The 18,295-nt window shown below is 69.4% G+C and carries 18 protein-coding genes and 2 pseudogenes; 7 read left to right on the forward strand and 13 right to left on the reverse strand.

The features are described from left to right. The first annotated feature begins 101 nt into the window (after nt 1-101). Nucleotides 102-434, forward strand: coding sequence for a TraR/DksA C4-type zinc finger protein (locus OG992_RS00720; RefSeq protein WP_266301961.1), 333 nt, complete (start codon nt 102-104; stop codon nt 432-434). Between the two features lie 72 nt (nt 435-506). On the opposite strand, the gene OG992_RS00725 is transcribed toward OG992_RS00720, so the two are convergent. The 3 genes from OG992_RS00725 to OG992_RS00735 form a co-directional block, all read right to left on the reverse strand. Next, nucleotides 507-1,172, reverse strand: a complete 666-nt coding sequence (locus OG992_RS00725) for a DUF2306 domain-containing protein (protein ID WP_266301962.1) — start codon at nt 1,170-1,172, stop codon at nt 507-509. A gap of 98 nt (nt 1,173-1,270) precedes the next feature. Beyond that, nucleotides 1,271-1,933, reverse strand: coding sequence for a response regulator transcription factor (locus tag OG992_RS00730; protein ID WP_266301963.1), 663 nt, complete (start codon nt 1,931-1,933; stop codon nt 1,271-1,273). Further along, entirely contained in the window at nt 1,930-3,069 is a 1,140-nt protein-coding gene (locus OG992_RS00735) for a sensor histidine kinase (protein WP_238684079.1), read from the reverse strand. The genes OG992_RS00730 and OG992_RS00735 overlap by 4 nt, the downstream gene beginning before the upstream one ends. A 349-nt stretch (nt 3,070-3,418) precedes the next feature. On the opposite strand from OG992_RS00735, the gene OG992_RS00740 reads away from it, so the two are divergent. Both OG992_RS00740 and OG992_RS00745 read left to right on the forward strand, forming a co-directional pair. Further along, a complete protein-coding gene (locus OG992_RS00740; RefSeq protein WP_238684077.1) occupies nt 3,419-4,018 on the forward strand; it encodes a hypothetical protein in 600 nt (199 codons plus the stop codon). A 169-nt stretch (nt 4,019-4,187) separates the two neighbouring features. After that, a complete protein-coding gene (locus tag OG992_RS00745; RefSeq protein ID WP_266301964.1) occupies nt 4,188-5,453 on the forward strand; it encodes a PHB depolymerase family esterase in 1,266 nt (421 codons plus the stop codon). Between the two features lie 70 nt (nt 5,454-5,523). Here OG992_RS00745 and OG992_RS00750 read toward each other — a convergent pair. From OG992_RS00750 to OG992_RS00775, 6 genes and pseudogenes are all read right to left on the reverse strand, one after another. Beyond that, nucleotides 5,524-5,952: pseudogene (locus OG992_RS00750) on the reverse strand (RICIN domain-containing protein); the annotation flags it as partial. Nucleotides 5,953-5,985: 33 nt separating this feature from the next. Further along, a pseudogene (locus OG992_RS00755) lies at nt 5,986-7,392 on the reverse strand (cellulose-binding protein); the annotation flags it as partial. A 54-nt stretch (nt 7,393-7,446) separates the two neighbouring features. Further along, entirely contained in the window at nt 7,447-7,968 is a 522-nt protein-coding gene (locus OG992_RS00760; RefSeq protein ID WP_266301965.1) for a hypothetical protein, read from the reverse strand. Nucleotides 7,969-7,977: 9 nt separating this feature from the next. After that, nucleotides 7,978-8,487 carry a hypothetical protein gene (locus OG992_RS00765; protein WP_266301966.1) on the reverse strand — a complete coding sequence of 170 codons (510 nt, stop codon included), beginning with the start codon at nt 8,485-8,487 and terminating at the stop codon, nt 7,978-7,980. 55 nt (nt 8,488-8,542) lie between these two features. Continuing rightward, nucleotides 8,543-10,120 carry an RICIN domain-containing protein gene (locus OG992_RS00770; RefSeq protein WP_266305122.1) on the reverse strand — a complete coding sequence of 526 codons (1,578 nt, stop codon included), beginning with the start codon at nt 10,118-10,120 and terminating at the stop codon, nt 8,543-8,545. 140 nt (nt 10,121-10,260) lie between these two features. Then, nucleotides 10,261-11,775, reverse strand: a complete 1,515-nt coding sequence (locus OG992_RS00775) for a family 43 glycosylhydrolase (protein ID WP_266301967.1) — start codon at nt 11,773-11,775, stop codon at nt 10,261-10,263. A gap of 259 nt (nt 11,776-12,034) precedes the next feature. Here OG992_RS00775 and OG992_RS00780 point away from each other — a divergent pair, with 259 nt between their 5' ends. Then, nucleotides 12,035-12,469 carry a glutaredoxin domain-containing protein gene (locus OG992_RS00780; protein WP_238684072.1) on the forward strand — a complete coding sequence of 145 codons (435 nt, stop codon included), beginning with the start codon at nt 12,035-12,037 and terminating at the stop codon, nt 12,467-12,469. Nucleotides 12,470-12,483: 14 nt separating this feature from the next. On the opposite strand, the gene OG992_RS00785 is transcribed toward OG992_RS00780, so the two are convergent. Next, nucleotides 12,484-13,671 (reverse strand): amidohydrolase family protein, encoded by a 1,188-nt coding sequence (locus OG992_RS00785; protein WP_266301968.1) that lies wholly within the window; start codon nt 13,669-13,671, stop codon nt 12,484-12,486. A 230-nt stretch (nt 13,672-13,901) separates the two neighbouring features. Here OG992_RS00785 and OG992_RS00790 point away from each other — a divergent pair, with 230 nt between their 5' ends. From OG992_RS00790 to OG992_RS00800, 3 genes are all read left to right on the forward strand, one after another. Continuing rightward, entirely contained in the window at nt 13,902-14,321 is a 420-nt protein-coding gene (locus OG992_RS00790) for a VOC family protein (RefSeq protein ID WP_266301969.1), read from the forward strand. A gap of 62 nt (nt 14,322-14,383) precedes the next feature. Further along, the gene (locus OG992_RS00795; RefSeq protein WP_266301970.1) at nt 14,384-15,262 is read left to right on the forward strand and encodes a DUF1963 domain-containing protein; all 879 of its coding nucleotides are present in this window, start codon (nt 14,384-14,386) and stop codon (nt 15,260-15,262) included. Between the two features lie 111 nt (nt 15,263-15,373). After that, a complete protein-coding gene (locus OG992_RS00800) occupies nt 15,374-16,327 on the forward strand; it encodes a cyclase family protein (protein ID WP_266301971.1) in 954 nt (317 codons plus the stop codon). A gap of 40 nt (nt 16,328-16,367) precedes the next feature. On the opposite strand, the gene OG992_RS00805 is transcribed toward OG992_RS00800, so the two are convergent. Genes OG992_RS00805 through OG992_RS00815 form a run of 3 tightly spaced genes read right to left on the reverse strand, consistent with a single transcriptional unit; the run spans nt 16,368 to nt 18,115 of the window. Further along, nucleotides 16,368-16,535 carry a hypothetical protein gene (locus OG992_RS00805; protein WP_266301972.1) on the reverse strand — a complete coding sequence of 56 codons (168 nt, stop codon included), beginning with the start codon at nt 16,533-16,535 and terminating at the stop codon, nt 16,368-16,370. A gap of 37 nt (nt 16,536-16,572) precedes the next feature. Continuing rightward, entirely contained in the window at nt 16,573-17,100 is a 528-nt protein-coding gene (locus OG992_RS00810) for a hypothetical protein (protein WP_266301973.1), read from the reverse strand. Further along, a complete protein-coding gene (locus OG992_RS00815; RefSeq protein ID WP_266301974.1) occupies nt 17,087-18,115 on the reverse strand; it encodes a hypothetical protein in 1,029 nt (342 codons plus the stop codon). Before OG992_RS00815 ends, OG992_RS00810 begins: the two co-directional genes overlap by 14 nt. Between the last annotated feature and the right edge of the window lie 180 nt (nt 18,116-18,295).

Below are 18,295 nucleotides of genomic sequence, written 5' to 3' on the forward strand. Positions count from 1 at the left end.
ACCTGCGGAGTCGTTGCATATCCAGAGCGACCGCCAGGGCGAAGCTATCCAAGCTTCGGCCCTTTTTGTTTTTCCCGACCATTCCCCTTGAAAGGCAGATCATGAGCGTCGATCATCGTCCTACTCTCGACCAGAGTTGGCTGGCTGACCTGCGAGCGTCCCTGGCGGACGACTTCGCCACCCAGACGGCTCGGCTGCGGGAACTGACCGAGCTCAACGCGGACACCGGCGACCCCGGCGAGGCCCACAACCAGGCCGCGCTGCTGCTGGCCACCCGTCAGAACATCGAGCAGATCACCGGTGCGCTGAACCGGATCAGCGACGGCACCTACGGTGCCTGCCACAGGTGCGGCCAGAGCATCCCGGCCGAGCGGCTCGAAATTCTCCCGCACGCTCGCTTCTGCGTGCCGTGCCAGGAGAAGCAGAACAGGTGACGCCAGGGTGTGGCTGCCGTACCGCCGGCACGGCAGCCACACCGTCAGGTGCGACAGGGGGACCGCAGCCCCTCAGCCTTTCTGCCGCTCGGGCTCAGCTCGGCGCAGGGCCGCCGCGGTGACGACCGGAGCCGGACGGCGCAGGTACCACTCGGCCACCGCAAGGTTGATCAACCAGCCGGCGACCACCAGGCCGGCCCGGAGGTTCCCGTTGGGCAGTTCACCGGTCGCGAGGAGGTACGGCGCGTGGGTGAACGCCTGGGTGCCGGCGCCGAGGCCGATCGCGTAGCCGCGCGCCATCCATCTGCGATGTTGGGCGATGTCCCGGCGGAGCACGGCGGCGAGACCGAGCAGGATCGCGCCGGCCATGGCCGAGCCGAAGACGAGTCGCATGCCGGCGAGCACGTCGTTGTCATGGGCCGGTAGGTCGTACGCGACGGCCATCCACAGGCCGGTGAAGGCGACCGTCAGCCCGCAGGGGACGAGCGCGCGGCCGGCACGGCGGTGCCAAGAGTGACGGCGCAGACGGGGCACGAACTGGAACGCGCCGAGGATCGTGTAGACCACCGCGCCGACGATGTGCAGCACCACCGGCAGCGGATCGGCGACGAAGCGCGCGTTGGCCGCGGTGACCTCCGGTCCGCTGCCCAGCTCGGTGAGGCGTCCGGCGCCGGCGAGCATCGGTATCAGGCCCAGCAGGATCAACGCGGCCGGTAGCCGCCACTCGCGCATCGTCATGCCACCGATGGTGGACGCCGCACCCGCCCCCGCTCATCGGCACAAGGGCCGCGATCGGGTTGGCCCATGGTCGGAGACGGTCGTCGTACTTCCGCCGGTCACCAGTGCCGTCGACGGCGGTTGGTCTCGTACGCCCACATCGCCACCTCGACCCGGTTACGCACCCCCAGCTTGGTCATCAGGCTGGTGACGTGCGACTTGACAGTGCTCAACGTGATGTAGAGCTCGTCGGCGATCTCCTGGTTGGTGCGTCCCCGCGCGACGGCGACCAGGACCTGCTCCTCCCGGTCGGTGAGCGCCTCGATGGGCTGCGTGCGCGGTGCGGCCGGATCCGCGTCGGCGAACGCCTTCAGCAGCCGCGTGGTGACGCTCGGCGCGATCAGCGCGTCCCCGTTGGCGGCGGCGTGCACGGCCTGGCTGAGCAGGTCAGGGCCGGCCTCCTTGAGCAGGAAGCCGCGGGCGCCGGCCCGCAGCGCCGCGTACACGTACTCGTCGAGGTCGAAGGTCGTGATGACGACCACCGCGAGCGGCTCCGGGACCGTTGGCCCGGCGAGCGCCCGGGTGGCCTCGATGCCGTCCAAGCCCGGCATCCGGATGTCGAACAGACACACGTCGGGGCGGAGCCGCCGGGCGAGTTCGACCGCCTGGCGGCCGTCGCCCGCTCCACCGACGACCTCGATGCCGGGCTGCGTGTTCAGGATGATGGTGAGGCCGGTACGGACGATCTCCTGGTCGTCCGCCACGAGCACGCGAACCGTCACGCGCCGACCCCCTCGCGCGGAAGCACGGCCGTGACGGTCCATCCACTGTCGGGATCGGGGCCGGCCTCGCAGGTGCCTCCGAGCAGGTCGGCGCGCTCCATCATGCCCACCAGGCCGAAACCGGGCGAGCCGGTCGGACGGGCGGCGCCGGCCTCGCCATCGTCGCTGACCCGCAAACGCACTGACGTGTCATCGGCCGCGACGCTGACCTCGATCCGGGTGGCGTGGCGCGCGTGGCGACGGGCATTGGTGACCGACTCCTGGGCCAGGCGGTAGAGCGCGGAGCCGACAGTGGGCGGAAGGTCGTCGAGGTCGCCGCGCAGCTCCACGTCGACGGCCGGACCGGTGCGGAACTGGCCGGCGAGCCGCCCGATGTCGGCTACCTGCGGGTTGGGCGCCAGATCGGCGGGCTCGTTGCGGCGCAGGACGCGGACCATCGCGCGCATCTCGGCAAGCGCGCGGGACGCCTCGGCCTCGATGGTGCGCAGCGCCTCGACGGCGGCATCCGGCTCGGTCGTCGACGCGGCGATGCCGGCCTGAGCGCGGATCGCCATCGCCGACACGTGGTGGGCAACCGTGTCGTGCAGGTCGCGGGCGAGCCGTTCACGCTCCAACAGCTTCACCCGATCGAGCTCGCGCAGCCGGGTGGCGGCGCGGAAGCGGATGGCGACACCCAGCGTGGCGGCGGCGAACATCACCGCGAAGCCGGCGACCAGTTCACCGCCGTCGACCGAGCCGACCAGCCCGGCGGCTGTCACCTTGGCCACCACGAAGAACGAACCGAGCACGGCTTCCCGGCCGGAGCCCCAGCGGAACAGCGCGTAGACCAGGAGGACCAGGAAGCTCGCAGTGAACAGCTGGCAGGGATCGCCGGGTAGCACGAACGGGGCGACCGTCGTGCAGCCGAAGGCGATCACCACCATCGCGAGCGGTGCGGTACGCCGCCACAGGAGCGTGGGCAGCAGCGCGAGCGCGACCACGACGCAGCCCACCCGCCAGGGCAGATCGGGTCGGAAGATTCCTTCCACCACGATCGCCGGCGCGAGAGCGGCGATCATCGCCCAGTCGCGCCACGTCCGCGCCGGAGCGGGGGAGACACGCGGCTCGGTCGACACCGCGTGCAGGCGAGGATGCATTGATTCATCGTACGAACGGTGGTGCGACTCCAGATCGTCCCAAAGTACGACCCGGGTGGCCGGTCTCTGGGCGATGGGCTCGATTACGTGAGCTGGAGTTTGGCGCGGACGGCGGCGGCGTCCGGATGGTCGAGGGCCGTGAAGATGTCCAGTGCCCGCTGCCAGTCGGCCCGGCCGGAAACGGGGTCGCCGAGGGCGTGGCGGGTGTCACCGAGCCGGCTGAGAGTGTCCGCCTCGCCCCAGAGGTCCCCGAGGTCGCGCGCGGTGTACGGAATCCCGGCCAGAGGCCCGGCCCGATCGGCGATTCTGCTCGGGTGCAGAGCGCACTGATCGAACCATTGGAGGTTACGTGTCCGTACATCTCAAGCCTCTGGTCCTGGCCCTGACCGTGCTCGCGGCGACGCTCACCGTCCCGGCGGCGGCCGCGTCGGCGGCGCCCGGCGCTGCCATCTGCACGACGAAGGCGGCCTGTTCCGACGGCGGCCTGCGCGCGACGCCGTCGAGCGGCTCGGCCCGCACCACCGGTGACATCACGACCAACGCGATTCCGGTGCCCACGCCGCCCGCGTTCCCGCCGGGCACCCCCTGCTACCGCGAGGAGGTCTCCGAGGAGGTCTACGAGACCGCCGCCTACACCACCATCTACGAGCTGCACTTCCAGGCGAGCGTCTGCCTGTTCTCCAACGAGATCGTGCTGTACGGCCTGGACACGTCCCTCTCCTTCCCCAACGACGTGCAGGACCCCCGACTGACCTCGATGCAGTTCGTCGTGCGGGACCAGGTCGTCAGCTACAGCCCGACCGAGAAGGACGGCTACTCCGAGCTGTGGGTGACGTTCTGCCCCGACCCGGCGCAGCCGAGCGCCTGCCAGCGGTACCTGCACCGGCTGGGCCTCATCTTCAACCCCGCCTGGGTCTACCCGTTCTCCGTGTTCCAGCGCCTGAGCTGACTGTGCGGGCGGCCTTCCTCCCGTGACTGGTCAGGGCGTCTTCCGCCTAGCTCCGAGGGCGCGGGGCGCCCTGATCACTCGTGCCGGCACCGGTTGCCAGCGGATCTCCGCGGCGTTACGTTGAGATGCCATCGATGAGCTTCTACATCGCAAGGTACCGGGGGCCCGCATGTCCACGTCTGTCACTCGCCGCACCGTCCTGACCGGTGGGGCCGGTGCCGCCATCGGCCTGGCCCTGCCCGGCGCCGCCGCCCACGCCGATGGGCGCCATTCCACCAGCGTGAGCTTCACCCTCGACGCGAGAACGCTCGACGGCGGTGAGCAGGTCACCTCGGTCACCCTCGACACCCGCCGGCTCGGGCCGATCGACCCGGCCGGGCTGACCCCCGGCACGTTCACAGTGCACGCCAAGGCCACCAGCCCGATCCCGATCGCTCCCGGCGACCAGATCTTCAGCGAGTACGACCTGGACCGCACTGTCACCAGGGCCCGGCTCGACCGGCACGGCAACATCGTGCTGGAGTTGAGCCACGCCGAGGGCCAACCCGGCGGTGGGACCCTCGGCTACATCCTGAGCAGGGGCCGCAACGTCCGGCTGGACCTCGTCTACACCATCACCCAGAACACCCCGGTCGTCCGGCGTCGCGGCTCGCCGGTGACCATCAGCCGCTTCGTGCAGGCAGGGCTGTCGAACCCGGAGGTGGACGCCTTCAGCTACCACGTCTCGGGGTCGGGTATGAAGTACCGGCTGTACTCGCCCGACCACTCGCCCCGGCACGGCCGGCGACCGCTGATCGTCTGGCTGCACGGTGGCGGCGAGGGCGCCTCTCTGCCTGACGACTACTACGACAACGAGACCACGTTGCGTGCCAACCGGGGAGCGCTCGGCTTCGCCACTCCGCAGGCCCAGCGGATCTTCTCTGGCGCGTACGTCGTCGCTCCGCAGAGCACCTCCTACTGGATGGAGGACGGCCCCCGGTTCGCCCCGCTGATCCGCGAGATCGTTGCTGACCTCGTCCGTCGCAAGCGTGTCGACCCGGACCGGATCTACGTGGTCGGTTGCAGCAACGGCGGCTACATGTCCCTGGAGATGACCTCGACCTACCCCGACCTGTTCGCCGCCTCGGTGCCGATCTGCGGTGTCGTCGAGCCGCTCAGCGGGGAGGGCCCGCCGCTGATTACCGACGCGGAGTTGGCGAGCATTCGGACCCCGACCTGGCTGGTCACCTCGCGCGACGACGACACAGTGCCACCAGAGACCAACACGATCCACGCCCACGACCTCATCCCGGGATCGCTGATCAGCCTCTACGACCGCGTCGTCTGGAACGGCTACCAGTTCCCCGGTCACTGGTCCTGGATCTACGTGGCCCGCAACGACCCGAGCCTCAACGGCACCCATATCTGGCAGTGGATGGCCCGCCGCCGTCGGTGATCTGCCGGCCGGCGAGGCGGAGGTACGGCTCCGGGTCGGCCCTGCGAGGTCGACCCGGAGCCGGGGACGTTCAGCTGACCCGGGTCAGGCGCCAGTTGTTCCTGGTGCTGCCGTTGTCGGTGTACTGGACGGCCTGGGTGCCCCAGGTGCTGGACCCGTTGAGGATGGCGAGCACCTTGCCGCTGTTGACGTTACGGATCCGGTAGGACCCGTCGCTGTTCGCCACCAGGGTCCAGCGATGGTCGGCGGTGCCGTTGTCGCTCCATTGCATGACGCGGGCGTTGTCGGCGGTCGACATGTTCTCGACGCCGAGGACCTTGCCGCTGTTGACGTTGCGGAACCGGAACGCGTTGCCGTCGGTGACCCGGACCCAGTTGTGGTCGGCGGTGCCGCTGTCACCCCAGACCACGGCCAGACCGCCATCGGCGGTGGACATGTTCTGTACGCCGAGAACCAGGCCGGTGTCGACGTTGACCAGCTTGTAGGTGTCCCCGGGGCTGGTGGCGCTCACGCTGGTCACGAAGGTCATCACGCTTCGGGCGGGAAGCGTGACGGTGAGCGAGCCGTTCGACATGCTGAGCGCCCCCTGGGGCGCGACGGTCCTGCTGCCGTCGGTCAGCCAGTTCGAGACACTGCCGGAGGCGGTGGCGTTGGACAGCGTGAACTGTTGGCTCACCGACGAGGTGTTCTTGTTGATGGCGACGATGACGACCGTGTCGCCGCCCCGGTACGCCGAGACGTAGACGTTCGAGGCGGGGTTCGCCGTAGCGTCGATCCGTACGTACCCGGGGCGGACGAACCTGGCGAAGTGCGCCATCATGGCACCGCGCTTGCTGATCTGGCCGTCTTCCCGCATGGGACCGTAACTGCGCCGGAGATACCACCAGACGTACGCCTGGAACTCGGCGTCCACCATGGCGCGGTGGACGTGTTCCCCCACGTCGAGCGCCTCGGGCCAGGCGTCACCCGAATTGGTGTTGCTGTTGGGGTAATAGACCTCGGTCATCCAGAGTTCCTTGCCCGCGCCCTTCTGCCGGAAGAGGGGGTAGGGGAAGTTCGTGTACGACGTGCCGTAGAGATGGGCGCCGATGATGTCCACGTTCGCGAGCGCCGCGGAGTCGTTGAGAATCGGGTCCGACACGGACTTCACGTACTGGAAGGACTCCGGAGCGATGACCCTGGTGCTGATCGAGCCGGCGTTCTCCCGCAGGAACCGGAGCATCTCCGAGGACGTCCACCACGTCCATTCGGCCGCGTAGTCCGGCTCGTTCTGCACCGATATGCCGTACAGGTTCACCCCGTTGTTGCGCATGTGGGTGGTGAAGTCGTTCAGGTGCGTGGCGTAGGCGCCGTACGAGCTGTATCGGAGCCGTCTCGCGTTGGTCTGGTTGCCGCGAGTGAAGGTCTCGATCATGCTGGCCGGTGGGTTCCACGGCGATGCGAAGACGGTGGCTCCGAGCGCGACAGCGCGCTGCGCCGTCGCCAGGTCGCGGCTCCAGTCAGCCTGGTTCTCGTTGACGGGGATCCTCAGCAGGGAGAAGCCCAGCCGACCCTCGCCGGTGCCGAAGGCCGTGTCCCGCTGGGCGGCGGTCAGGTCGCCGATCCAGGCCGCGTGGGCCATGGCGCCGAAGCCGCGGATCGTCTGCCGCGTTGCCGACGGGTTGATGCTTGCCGGTGCGGCGACGGCTTCGGTGGCCCCCACGACCGTCGCGACCGCTGCGACCGGTACGGCCCCCATCGTCGTCAGGACGGTGCGCCGGGTCAGCAGTTTCCGTTCGCCGCTCACCTGCTCATTCTGATCGTGCGTCATGTCTTGTCCTCCTGGGTGGTGGTGGTACGCGCCCTCTCGGTCCCGTCGGCCCGGTCGGCACCGGTCTGCTGCGCTGTCACGTGGTTGACCGTGCTCCCGACGATCGATCCGGCTCTGATTGATCGTCATAAGTGTTAACGCTAACAGAATTGTTACGCCTCTGGCATCGGTCGGCGTGGATCATTACTTACGGCGTAGCTCCCGCAGCACACCGTGCCGGCGCACCGCCCACGCGAGACGCCGGACGCGCGGGTGCCACACGAACAGCACCGCCGCCCGGCGGATCAGGCCGAAACGGTTGTCGCTCAGCTGGTTCTCGATCGCCTGCCAGATCAGCTCGCGTACCTTGGCGCTGGCCAGCACCGCCCGCACCTCACGCCGCACCACAGGATCCTCGGCCGCCGACGCGATGGCGGCAGCCTGACCCGGCCGGTCCGCCAACGGCTCCACCGCCGCCGCGACGAGCGGCCTGCGCACCTCGTCCCGCTCCAGAAGCAGCAACACCGCTTCCCGAATCTCGACGGTGTCCAGGGCGGACCGCAGCAGGCTCAGCAGGCTGCGCTCCACCTCGTGGTCATGGTCCGGAACGGACAGCGTCGCCAGCAGCCCCGCAATCTCCTCGAGATCGACGACGTGTCGCACCCCGGCACGGAACTCCGGCAGCTCCCACGCGACCTGTAGAGCCTTGACGAGATTGCGGTTCATGGGCCATCGCTACCCGCAAGCGCCAGCCGGCGAAACCCCGACCTGGCGCCGGATGAACTGGATACCGGCGGTCGTGGTGGCCACCAGCGCCGCAGCCGCGGCGACCAGTAGCAGTGTGGTCTCCGCCAGGACGGCGTGCATGTATTCGCCGCCGTTCGCGGTGGCCGAAAGGTACCGCTCGGCTGCGATCAGGTTGAGGGGCACGGCGATGAGCGCGCTAACCCACCACCTCGTCCTTCCTGCTGTGGGTGCGCCCGCTGGTCGCGCGCGCCGGGTCTGGATGAACCAGTTGGCGACGCTGGCCGAGGCGGTGAGCAGCGTGAGGATCAGCAGACAGAATGTCGCTGTGGACAGCTCACGAAGCGACACGATGCTGTCGAGGATCTCCACTATGCCGGACCCGTCATGGGTCACCCCGCCGACGCGGCGCTCGTATGCCCCAAGAGCGACGAGGGTGTGGGTGACGTCGACGACCGTGAGTGCGACCAGGGCGGTCACGGCGAGGCGGGAGCTCGGCATCTGGCGACGATAGCCCTCGTTCGCAATTTTCGTGAGTCGCTCTGCCGAAGGGCTCTCAGCACCATGTCAGGGTCGAATTCACCCGGGTGACGTTGCTGATCGTGTTGTTCGCCCCACCGCAGGGGCTCTGGGTGATGTTGGTCCCGCTGACTGTCAGATTCTGGAACCGGATGCCAGAGGAGATCGGGAACTCGCTCCGGGCCGCGATCCGCACCTCGCCACCGCCCGTCACCGTCCCGGACACCCCGGCGATGACGACGTTGTAACAGTTCTCCACCAGGATCGCGTTGTTGCCCGTGTTCGAGATCGTCACCCGGTCGATGACCGCGCCACCGGACTCGGACACGCAGAAGATCCCCCGGCCGCCGCCGGACGCGAGCACGGTTCCGACCCGGATGTTCGTCGGGTACGAGTTGCCCACCCGGCCGTTGCGGTTGGCCATCCGGAACGCCGCGTACCCGGTTCCGGCCCCGGCGCCCTGCGCGTCGACAGTGCCCACCGTGGCGTTGATCGTGTCGTTGAGCAGTAGGCCGGAGTCCCGGGTGTTCCGGGCCGTGACAGTGCCGATCGTCAGACCGTCAACGCCGTACGTCTCCACCCCGTGGGTACCGGTTCCCGACACGTACACGTTGTCGATGCGGACGTTGCGGACCTTCACCGCTCGATCTCCACCGTGGTTGTCGATGCGCACGCCCAGACCGGCGGAGAGCCGCATGTCGATCTGCCCGAGAGTCAGGTTGTTCACGTTGCGCATGAAGATCCCGTACAGCGGCGAACCGGTAAGGGTGAGGTTCTGCACCTCGACGTCAGTGGTTCCCCGCGAGTACACCGGCGCCTGGTCGCCCGAGCCCGACCCGGTCACGTTGATCGTGCCGCACACGGCAAGGGTCGTGTACGACGGCAGCGACAACCGCGACCCCGCGCTCATCGAGCCGGAGCCACGAACCACCACCCGCTGCTTCGACGTACGACCCGCCGAGAGCGAGTTGACCGCCGCCTGCATCGCCGACAGCATGTCCGAACCCGAGTAGACAGTCGACGAGCCATTGCGGGCGGTCCAGGTGCTCCCGCTCAGTACGGCCTCGGCGTTGCTCGACCCGCTGCCACAGCCGGTGGTCGGTGGCGTGCTGCCGCCTACCGCGACCAGCTGCCACTGCTGGTTCGGGCCGTTGAGGTCGGCGTACTGACTGATCCGGCCGCCGTCGGCGGTGGACCGCTCCCAGACCTCGAGTGCCTTGGCCGAGTGGCGATTGATCAGTCGGACGTAACCGCTGTCGGAGTCGAGGACCTGGAACTGCTGGTTGGTGCCGTTGGCATCGGACCACTGGCGGTACTCGGCGCCGTCGGCGGTGTTCCACTCCCAGAGGTCGACGACCTTGCCGCTGTGCCGGGCCTTGAGGCGGTAGTAGCCGCTGCCGGAGGAGACGAACTGGAACTGTTGCCACGCGCCGTCGTTACGGGACCACTGCTGGATCACGGCGCCGTCCGCCGTCGAGGTGTCCCGGACGTCGAGGACCTTGCCGCTGTGCCGGTTGACCAGGACGTAGTAGGCGTTGGTGTCGATGCTCGCCGCCGCTGCCGGGGGTGCGCCGACCATAACGGCGCCAACCGCGCCGACCAGCATGGTGATCATGGCGAGCACCAGGCCCGTACGTCGGCCGCGACGCATCGACAGACCGCCGGACTGTTTTCTCGTGCTGGTGAAGGACATCGCTCCTCCTGGCTGCAATGGGCTTCGGGCGTACCTGGACGGGTGTCGACGACCGTGGGCGCCTACTCCACGTGGAAGGTGGCCGAGGCGCGTTCGGCGCTCGAACTGACCGCCTCGATGTAGAGCAGTCCGTCGCGGTGGCGCACATGGCGGCCCGGGAAGTTCTGCGACTCCAGGGAGATCCCGGCGCTGTCGGCGAGGCCGGCTTGACGACGGAAACTCGCGTCGCCGCCGAACAGCGCCGAGCCGTCGTTCTTCTCCACGTACAGGGCGTAGCCCCGGTGACGGAGGTAGTAGCCGGGGAAGTTGGTCGACTCCAGCGACACCGAACCGCCGCCGGCGAGCCCGGTGACGATCCGGAACTGCGAGTCGGCCAGGTTGGTCACGTTCGGCTCGATCCGGGCCCGGTAGTCGTAGTGCCGGATGTAGCTGCCGGCCTGGTCATGTGAGCGCAGCCGCACCGGTGTGGCACCGTCGGGGACCGGGATGCCGAGGTTCGGGGTGCCGTCGGCGTTCCAGTACACCTTCTGTAGCCGGGTGCGTCGGTTCGGGTCGTTGAGCGGATCGCCGGTGATGTCGCGGTAGTTCCGGTCGTGGTAGACGAGGATGTCGCTCTGCCCGTCCTCGGAGACGGTGAACGAGTTGTGGCCGGGGCCGTACTGGCCGGTGGCCGCGTTGCTGGCGAACACCGGGCTGGGGCTCTTGCTCCAGGAGGCGGCGTCGAGCAGGTTCGCGCTGGCGGAGGCGCTCAGCATCCCGAGGCAGTAGTTGGCGTCCGTGGCGCTGGCCGAGTAGGTCAGGAAGATCCGGCCGTTTCGTTGGATCACCGCCGGTCCCTCGGCAACCCGGTAGCCGCGGGTCTCCCAGTCGTACGTCGGGACGACGAGCCGAGTCACGGTGCCGGTGATCTGCCACGGATTGGCACCCATCCGGGCGAGGTAGACGTTGGAGTTGTTTCCGATCGCCGGTTCCTGCTGTGCCCAGGTCAGATAGCGCACGCCGTTGGCGACGAAGGTCGAGGCGTCCAGGCTGAAGGTGTCCCAGGGTGTCGAGATCCGGCCGCGTTCGGTCCACGAACCGGCCAACGGATTCGCGTTGGCGTTCTCCAACACGTACATCCGGATCCGCCACACGTCGTCGGTGCGGCCGGCGGCGAAGTAGACGTACCACCTGTTGTTTATGAAGTGGATCTCCGGCGCCCAGATGTGGGCGCCCATCTCGCCGCTGGTGTGGCGGCTCCAGATCGTCGTCTCCGCCGCCGTAGCCAACCCTTGCAGGGTGGTCGCGCGGCGCAGGACGATCCGGTCGTACTGCGGCACCGTCGCGGTCAGGTAGTAGTAGCCGTCGGTGTGCCGGAAGATGTGCGGGTCGGCCCGCTGGTTCACCAACGGGTTCGTGTAGGTGACGGCGGGTGCGGCCTGCGCCGGCGTGGCCACGGTCAGGCCGGCCGACACGGCCAAGACCGCCAGCACCGCGGCCAGCATCGACCGCAGACGCCGAGGGATGCCGTGGCCGGCGGGCCCCCGGTGGACGGCCCGACGGCTGTTCGGGTCGGTTCGAGGGAATGGCAGCGGCATCTGTCCTCCGCGAGCTTGGGAACGGTCCTTGACCAGCACCGGTACGACCGCGGCGATCCCGTAGCCGATCCGGTCGTCGCCGCGCGGCGACGTCGGGCAGGACCGGGGGAGAGGCGCGAAGGGCTGGGAATGTGACTGTGGCGTTGCAATCAGGTGGCGGAGTTCATGTTGGCGTTAACATCGATACCTGTCAAGGTGTTGTGGCCGCCCACCTGGCCGGAAAAGCGGCCATCGCGTACCTGGAGGTAGGGTCCTCGGCGTGCTGCGACGGTGGGTTCTGGCGATCCTGATGGCGGCGTTCGGCGTGCTGGTGGCGGTGACGCAACTGGCCGACGGTCTGCCTGTCGTCGGCGGCGTCGAGTTGCTGGTCTTCCTGGCGTTGGCGCTGCTGCTGTCGCCGTGGGCCTTTCCCCGCTCGATGGGCGCCGCCGAGGCGCAACGGGCCAGCGCGGTGGACGGCCGGCCGATCGTGTACTGGCGTCCCGGCTGTCACTACTGCCTGCGGCTCCGGTTCTCCCTCGGCCGGCTCGCCCAGCGGGCGCACTGGGTCGACATCTGGAACGACCCGGCCGCTGCCGCCGCCGTCCGGGCGGTGGCCGGCGGCAACGAGACAGTGCCCACCGTCGTGCTCGGCGACCAGGCCGTCGTGAACCCCGACCGGGCCTGGGTCCGCGAGCAGCTCCGCTCGTCCTGACCCGGCGACGCCCTTCATCTCACGAGGTCACCGGCGAGGTACACAGCGAGCGGGCGGCGCAGCACAGTGATGTCGCTCGTCGGGTCGCCGCCCACGATCAGCAGATCAGCGTCGAACCCGGGGCGGACGCGGCCCTTGCGTCGCCCCAGGCCACACACCTCGGCTCCGACCGAGGTCGCCGCGGTGAGAGCGACCGTGGCGGGAATACCGCAGGCCACGTACTCGACCAGCGTCTCGGGCAGGATCCCGTGCGGCTTCGCGGGCCCGAGGCCCGCGTCCGAACCGGCGACCAGGCGGACCCCGGCCCGGTGCAGTGTGGCGACGCCGTCGCGCAGCGCGGCCTCACTGAGCCCGGCCCGTGCCGCCATCTCCACCACCTCAGGTGGCGTGACCACTGCCGGGTCGGTGCCGAGCGTGGCACAGACCGCCACCCCCGACGCGGCCAGCCGGTCCGCGAGCTCAGCGGGAACACGGGCGCCGGCCCCGGTCACGCAGGTGCAGTGCTCGATGCCGTCCACGCCGACGCGCAGCGCCTGCTCGACCGCGCTGAGCGCGTGCGCGTGCGCGGTCACCGGCAGACCCAGCTCGTGGGCCTGTGTCAGTGCGGCGGCCAGTTCCTCATCGGTGAACTGCGGCCTCGTGGTGTCGGTGCCCGGGGTGAACACCCCACCGCTGGCCATGACCTTCACCAGGTCTGCTCCGGCCGCCGCCCGCAGGCGTACGGCCTCGCGGACCCCGTCGACACCGTTCGCCTCACCCCCCAGCGACCAGCAGTGCCCGCCGACGCTGGTGAGCGGTGCGCCCGACCCCACCACCGTTGGTAGGTCGTCCCGCACCCGCCGATCCCGCCACCGCAGCACCGCGTCACGTCGGTCTCCCAGGTCCCGGACCGTCGTGACGCCAGCCGCCAGCTGCGTACGTAGCGACGCCTCGACGACCCCGTCGAGGTCTGACTCGGGACGATCAGCGAGCCGGCCGAGCGCGTCGGACCCGGCGTCGGCGCACAGGTGCACGTGCGCGTCGACCAGACCGGGCAGCAGCGTGCCGTTCGGTTCCTCGCGCACCGGCCAGCCTTCCGGCACCTCGGCGTTACCCCGGTGCACCTCGGCGACGCGCCCCTCGTCAACCAGGACCAGCACCCCACCGTCCACGAGCCGTTCGCCGTCGAGCATTCGGGCCACCCGCACAGCTTGCTGCGTCATCGTCACCCCAACCCGCTCGGCCACAGCGGCCACCGGTCCTGGCCTGACCATCGCACCGCCACGGGCACCCGGCCTCCCTCGCCAGAGCGATATGCCATCCCCCGGCCGGGTCGGCACCTGTCGGGCCAGTCGGGGCATCACCCGCCGCGGTGGCGTTTTCGCCACCATCTGCGGGGGATACGACACCGCCCGACTTCTCGCGCTGAACGGGCGACGACAGGAGGACGGTCATGGCGTTGGCCAACCCGGCACCCGACTACTTCGAGCCCGAGGACGGCATGTTCCTCGCAACCTTGCTGATCGTTCGCGATCTGGCGCGGTCGCGGGAGTACTACGAGCGGGTGTTCGGGGCGACCTGCGTCCACGAGAGCAGCGCACTGATCATGAAGTTCTTCAACAGTTACATCATCATCAACGTCGAGGGCGGTCCGACGGACGACAAGCCGACGGTGCAGGCCAAAGCGCCAGCCGACTCCAACACCCTGAGCTGCGCGATGAACGTCCGGGTCCGGGACATTCGGAAACTCTACGAGGAGTGGAAGTCCCGGGGCGCGGACTTCCTCACCGAGCCGAAGGACCACGGAACGGAGATCCGCTGCTACCTGCGCGACCCGGACGGCTACCTGGTCGAGGTGGGTCAGGGCCTCTGACCATCGAGCCATCCGGCCGCCCAGCATCCTCTCGTCGTAGCTTGATGGCATCATGCTGGGCCATGGATCATCAAGGCCAGCTCCGCCGTGCCGCGCTCGCGGCGGGCATCCCGGACGACGAGATCGGCAGGTTCACCGAACAGCTGCGTCTGTCGATCCGGTTGGGCGGGGGTTCCGGCGGTGCCCCGGTCGGGCAGTTCGGTGGCTTGCCCCGACTGCCGGTGGGCACCGACTGGCCGACCGCCGGAGCCAGCCCGTTGCCGTTCATCTTCTCCGTCGACTGCGCGGCGCTACCGAGAGTCGACGGCTTCGGCCTGCCGGCAGATGGGTCGCTGCTCTTCTTCCTGGCCCACGAGGAGGACCACCTCGCCGGTGGCACCGGCGACCGGAGGTACGCCCGAGTCGTGTACGTGCCGGCCGACACCGCAACCGAGGTGGCGGAAGAACCCAGCATCCCCAACTTCGTCGGCGAGCAGTACGACCTCCACGCCACGCTGGGCGCGGAGCTGCCCCCGTGGATCGCGACGCACGACGACGAGGACGAGGACGACCTTTCGTCCTTCCAGCAGCAGTTGGCCCGTGACCTGGAGCGCGACCTGCCGCACCTGGAGGAACTCCGCGCGTTGGCCGACGGCCTCTGGCCGCCCGATGAAGGGCTCGCCAGCGCCGATATCGGCGGGTATGCCGACGACGAGGTGATGAGGAATATCGCGGAGCAGACCCTAGCCGGGCGGGAGAAGGCCGGTGAGATCGTCGTCCCGGTGGCGCAGTGGTATTCCCAAGTGGAGAAGGAGAAGCACCGGCTGACGAGCGAATGGGTGTCGCTCGCCCGGTTTCCGCTGGCCGACGGGTTCTACTACGGCAGCTTCGTCGTCCGCCACGACGATCTGACCGCCGGCCGGCTGGACGAGGCGCTCTCCGTGACCGACTTCAGTGAGTAGAACGGCGACGGCAGCGCACCTGCGCTGCCTGCGGTCGTCCGTCGATCATGCGGCGGAATACCCTGACCTGCGGTGCCTCGACACCGCGTGACACGAGGAGTCGATGCTGACATGACGGCAGGACGACCGATGCCGACCCAGGACGAGGTGCTCGGGTACTTCGACACGCTGTCCAACTGGGGGCGGTGGGGCGATGACGACGAGCGCGGCACGCTGAACCACATCACCGACGATGTCCGGCTGGCGGCGGCGCGGGCCGTACGACACGGCAGAAGCGTGTCCTGCGCGTGGGAGGTCTCCGCACCGGGAGACATGGAGCGGTCGACGACGACGTGCCCGTGCACCGCCGACATGCCGGGTGCCGAGAACATGCCGCCCGCCTTCCACGCCGACCGGCGCTGGGGCTTCTCGTCCGAGCGGCTCGGCATCTCGTTCCACGGCAACACCCTCACCCACCTCGACTCGCCGTGCCACCTCTACTGGGACGGCACCATGTACAACGGGCGGTCGCACTCGCTGGTCGACGCCGCGACGGGCTCAGCGTGGGCGGCCGTCACGGCAGCCGCGAACGGGATCGTCACGCGGGGTGTCCTGCTGGACGTCGCGGCGGCCCGGGGTGTGCGATGGCTGGAGCCGGGGCAGGGCGTATTTCCCGACGATCTCGAGGAGGCCGAGCGTCGCCAGGGCGTGCGGGTGCGACCCGGCGACGCGGTACTCCTGCGGACCGGCTATGGCCGTTTCCGGCACGAGAACGGCGCGGCCAGCGGTTTCACGCAGGCTGGCTGGCACGCGTCCTGCCTGCCGTGGCTGCACGAACGCGGGGTGGCGCTGATCGGTGCCGACACCCCCCAGGACGTTCAGCCGTCGGGGTACGACGACGTGTTGATGCCGGTCCACGCCGTGAGCCTCGTCGCGATGGGTCTGTGGATGCTCGACAACTGCGACCTGGAGGCCTGCGCGACGACGGCCACCGAGCTCGGCCAGTGGGACTTCCAGCTGGCGGTCGCACCCGTCCGCTTCGCCGGCACGTCCGGCAGTCCGATCAACCCGATCGCCACGTTCTGACCGGGAAGGAGTACGCGGCGAGGGCTTGTCGCGGCGCGGCTCAGTTCAGCTCCAGGACGGGTCGGGTCAGGATCTCATCGGCGTACCGGTCGTCAGAGGCGAGCCACTGGCCGAAATCCTTGTCCCGGTAGGCGGTCGCGAGGGTGAGCCACCCCACGAAGAAAGCGCTGTCTCCGCAGGTGGTGCCGCCGCCATCGCCGCCGCACACGATGGTGCGCTCGGTGGTCGCCTCGTGCTGCGGATCCTCATGGCTTCTCCAGTCTTCGAAAATTGGCTGCACGCCGGCGGTAGTCGGCGGCCACGGCTATGACGAGCGGGCCCCACGCGAGCATTGGGGCGTAGTAGCGGAGCACCTCCCAGCCGGGAGTCGGGTGCACCGGTTCGTCCTCACCGATGCCTACCCAGATGCTCTGCACAAAGTGGAACCTGTGGTTGAGGAGGAAGTACACGCAGATGGCGACGAGCAACCAGCCGCCGGTCAGCGCGATGCGCACGACCGGACGCGCCGGGATGGGACGGCCTCCGACGCCGGGTACCCAGTGCGGAACTCGCTGTCCCCACCGGTGCACCAGCCCGAGTGTCAACAGGGCCAGTCCCATCGACAGCGCGGACAGGAAGACCATGTACCAGTGCGTGGTGCCATCGTCGGTGAACACCAACGACAGTCGCCAGAGTGCGGACGGCAGAACGCAGAGCGGTACGGCATAGGCGGCCCAGATCGCCCAGGGCGGCGGGTCGGCGGTCGAGACGCGGGGAGAGTCAGCGTGGTTCATGGACGCTCCGATCCTGGGAGGCGGTCATGGCGGCGTCGGTCGAGGTGGCCAGGGCGTAACCGGTGGTGGTGACGGCCAACGACACTCCCCAGCCGAGGAAGACCAGCAGCGTGGCGGTGACGGCCCACCCGTCCCACACGTCGGACCAGCGCGTGTCACCTGTGAGCAGTCGGCCGACGAGCACAGCGATGCTCAGCACGCCGTAGGCGACCAGCGTGAGCGCCACCACGCCGGCCGGGATCACCGCCAGCGGTCGGGGGACCTGTCGATCGTGTAGTCCCGGCACCCAGCGCGGAAACTGCTGCCCCCACCGCTGGACCAGACCGAGAACGAGCAGGCCGGCGAGCGGCGGGACGAGCGTGATCGCCAAACCCGTCGCCGTGGAGAGGTTCCGCTCGATGTCGTTCAGTTCCCGCCCGGAGATGCCGACCGGAACGCCGAGCACGCACAGCGCGTGGGGCACGGCCCAGCCGACCACTGGCAGCGCCACGGCGACGTACGCCCAGCGGCGCGTCCACCGCGGCACCGGCCGGTAGCCGACGGCGGCCGGTCCGCGCCGGGGCCCGGATGCGTTCGCGAGCCCGGCGAACAGGACGCCACCGGCCACCAGCAGGAGCCGGGCTCCGAGGTCACGCCAGTCCGAGGGCCGTCCCGCGAGCGCCGCCGGGATCTCGAAGAGCAGGTGCAGCGGGAACGCGGCCACCAGGAGCAGCGCGGCGGCGGCCCAGCTGCCGGCGGTCGCCCAGGCGCCGGGAAACCGGACCGTGCACCCGAGCACCACCGCGAGGGCGACGCCGACCCCCACCGCTCCCCACCCCGACCAGAACGGCAACGCCACGACCTGGTCCGCACCGCACCCGCCCGCCGGGTCGACCAGGTCGGTGCGGTCGCAGGCGGTGTACCCCCACCGGCCACCCGCGATCCAGCAGAGCCGCTGAGTCACCGCGGCGACGACGAACACGGCACACGCCAGCGCCCACGCTCTGGCACGGGTCGGTATCTCAACGACAGCCATGGACCTACGATCGCCGGCTGCGGATCAGCTCTCCTCCCCGACAGATGGGGAGGCGCTCCCTCGGTCGGGGGAGAGGCCGCCGAGGTTACTGACGCGGCGGCGCGGGGCCGGCGATGGTCGCCTCAAGGAATGCTCAAATTCGATCGACGTGAACCACTGCAGCCGCTAACGCACATACGC

It is taken from the genome of Micromonospora sp. NBC_00362, assembly GCF_026342155.1.
Classification (GTDB): Bacteria; Actinomycetota; Actinomycetes; order Mycobacteriales; family Micromonosporaceae; genus Micromonospora; species Micromonospora hortensis.

What these genes read in the sequence shown, in the direction of transcription:
- OG992_RS00790 (WP_266301969.1), top strand. Translation starts at nt 13,902, where the DNA reads ATGGCGTTGGCCAACCCGGCACCCGACTACTTCGAGCCCGAGGACGGC.
- OG992_RS00720 (WP_266301961.1), top strand. Translation starts at nt 102, where the DNA reads ATGAGCGTCGATCATCGTCCTACTCTCGACCAGAGTTGGCTGGCTGAC.
- OG992_RS00800 (WP_266301971.1), top strand. Translation starts at nt 15,374, where the DNA reads ATGACGGCAGGACGACCGATGCCGACCCAGGACGAGGTGCTCGGGTAC.
- OG992_RS00765 (WP_266301966.1), bottom strand. Translation starts at nt 8,487, where the DNA reads ATGCCGAGCTCCCGCCTCGCCGTGACCGCCCTGGTCGCACTCACGGTC.
- OG992_RS00810 (WP_266301973.1), bottom strand. Translation starts at nt 17,100, where the DNA reads ATGAACCACGCTGACTCTCCCCGCGTCTCGACCGCCGACCCGCCGCCC.
- OG992_RS00785 (WP_266301968.1), bottom strand. Translation starts at nt 13,671, where the DNA reads ATGACGCAGCAAGCTGTGCGGGTGGCCCGAATGCTCGACGGCGAACGG.
- OG992_RS00745 (WP_266301964.1), top strand. Translation starts at nt 4,188, where the DNA reads ATGTCCACGTCTGTCACTCGCCGCACCGTCCTGACCGGTGGGGCCGGT.
- OG992_RS00775 (WP_266301967.1), bottom strand. Translation starts at nt 11,775, where the DNA reads ATGCCGCTGCCATTCCCTCGAACCGACCCGAACAGCCGTCGGGCCGTC.
- OG992_RS00760 (WP_266301965.1), bottom strand. Translation starts at nt 7,968, where the DNA reads ATGAACCGCAATCTCGTCAAGGCTCTACAGGTCGCGTGGGAGCTGCCG.
- OG992_RS00815 (WP_266301974.1), bottom strand. Translation starts at nt 18,115, where the DNA reads ATGGCTGTCGTTGAGATACCGACCCGTGCCAGAGCGTGGGCGCTGGCG.
- OG992_RS00770 (WP_266305122.1), bottom strand. Translation starts at nt 10,120, where the DNA reads ATGATCACCATGCTGGTCGGCGCGGTTGGCGCCGTTATGGTCGGCGCA.
- OG992_RS00735 (WP_238684079.1), bottom strand. Translation starts at nt 3,069, where the DNA reads ATGCATCCTCGCCTGCACGCGGTGTCGACCGAGCCGCGTGTCTCCCCC.
- OG992_RS00725 (WP_266301962.1), bottom strand. Translation starts at nt 1,172, where the DNA reads ATGACGATGCGCGAGTGGCGGCTACCGGCCGCGTTGATCCTGCTGGGC.
- OG992_RS00795 (WP_266301970.1), top strand. Translation starts at nt 14,384, where the DNA reads ATGGATCATCAAGGCCAGCTCCGCCGTGCCGCGCTCGCGGCGGGCATC.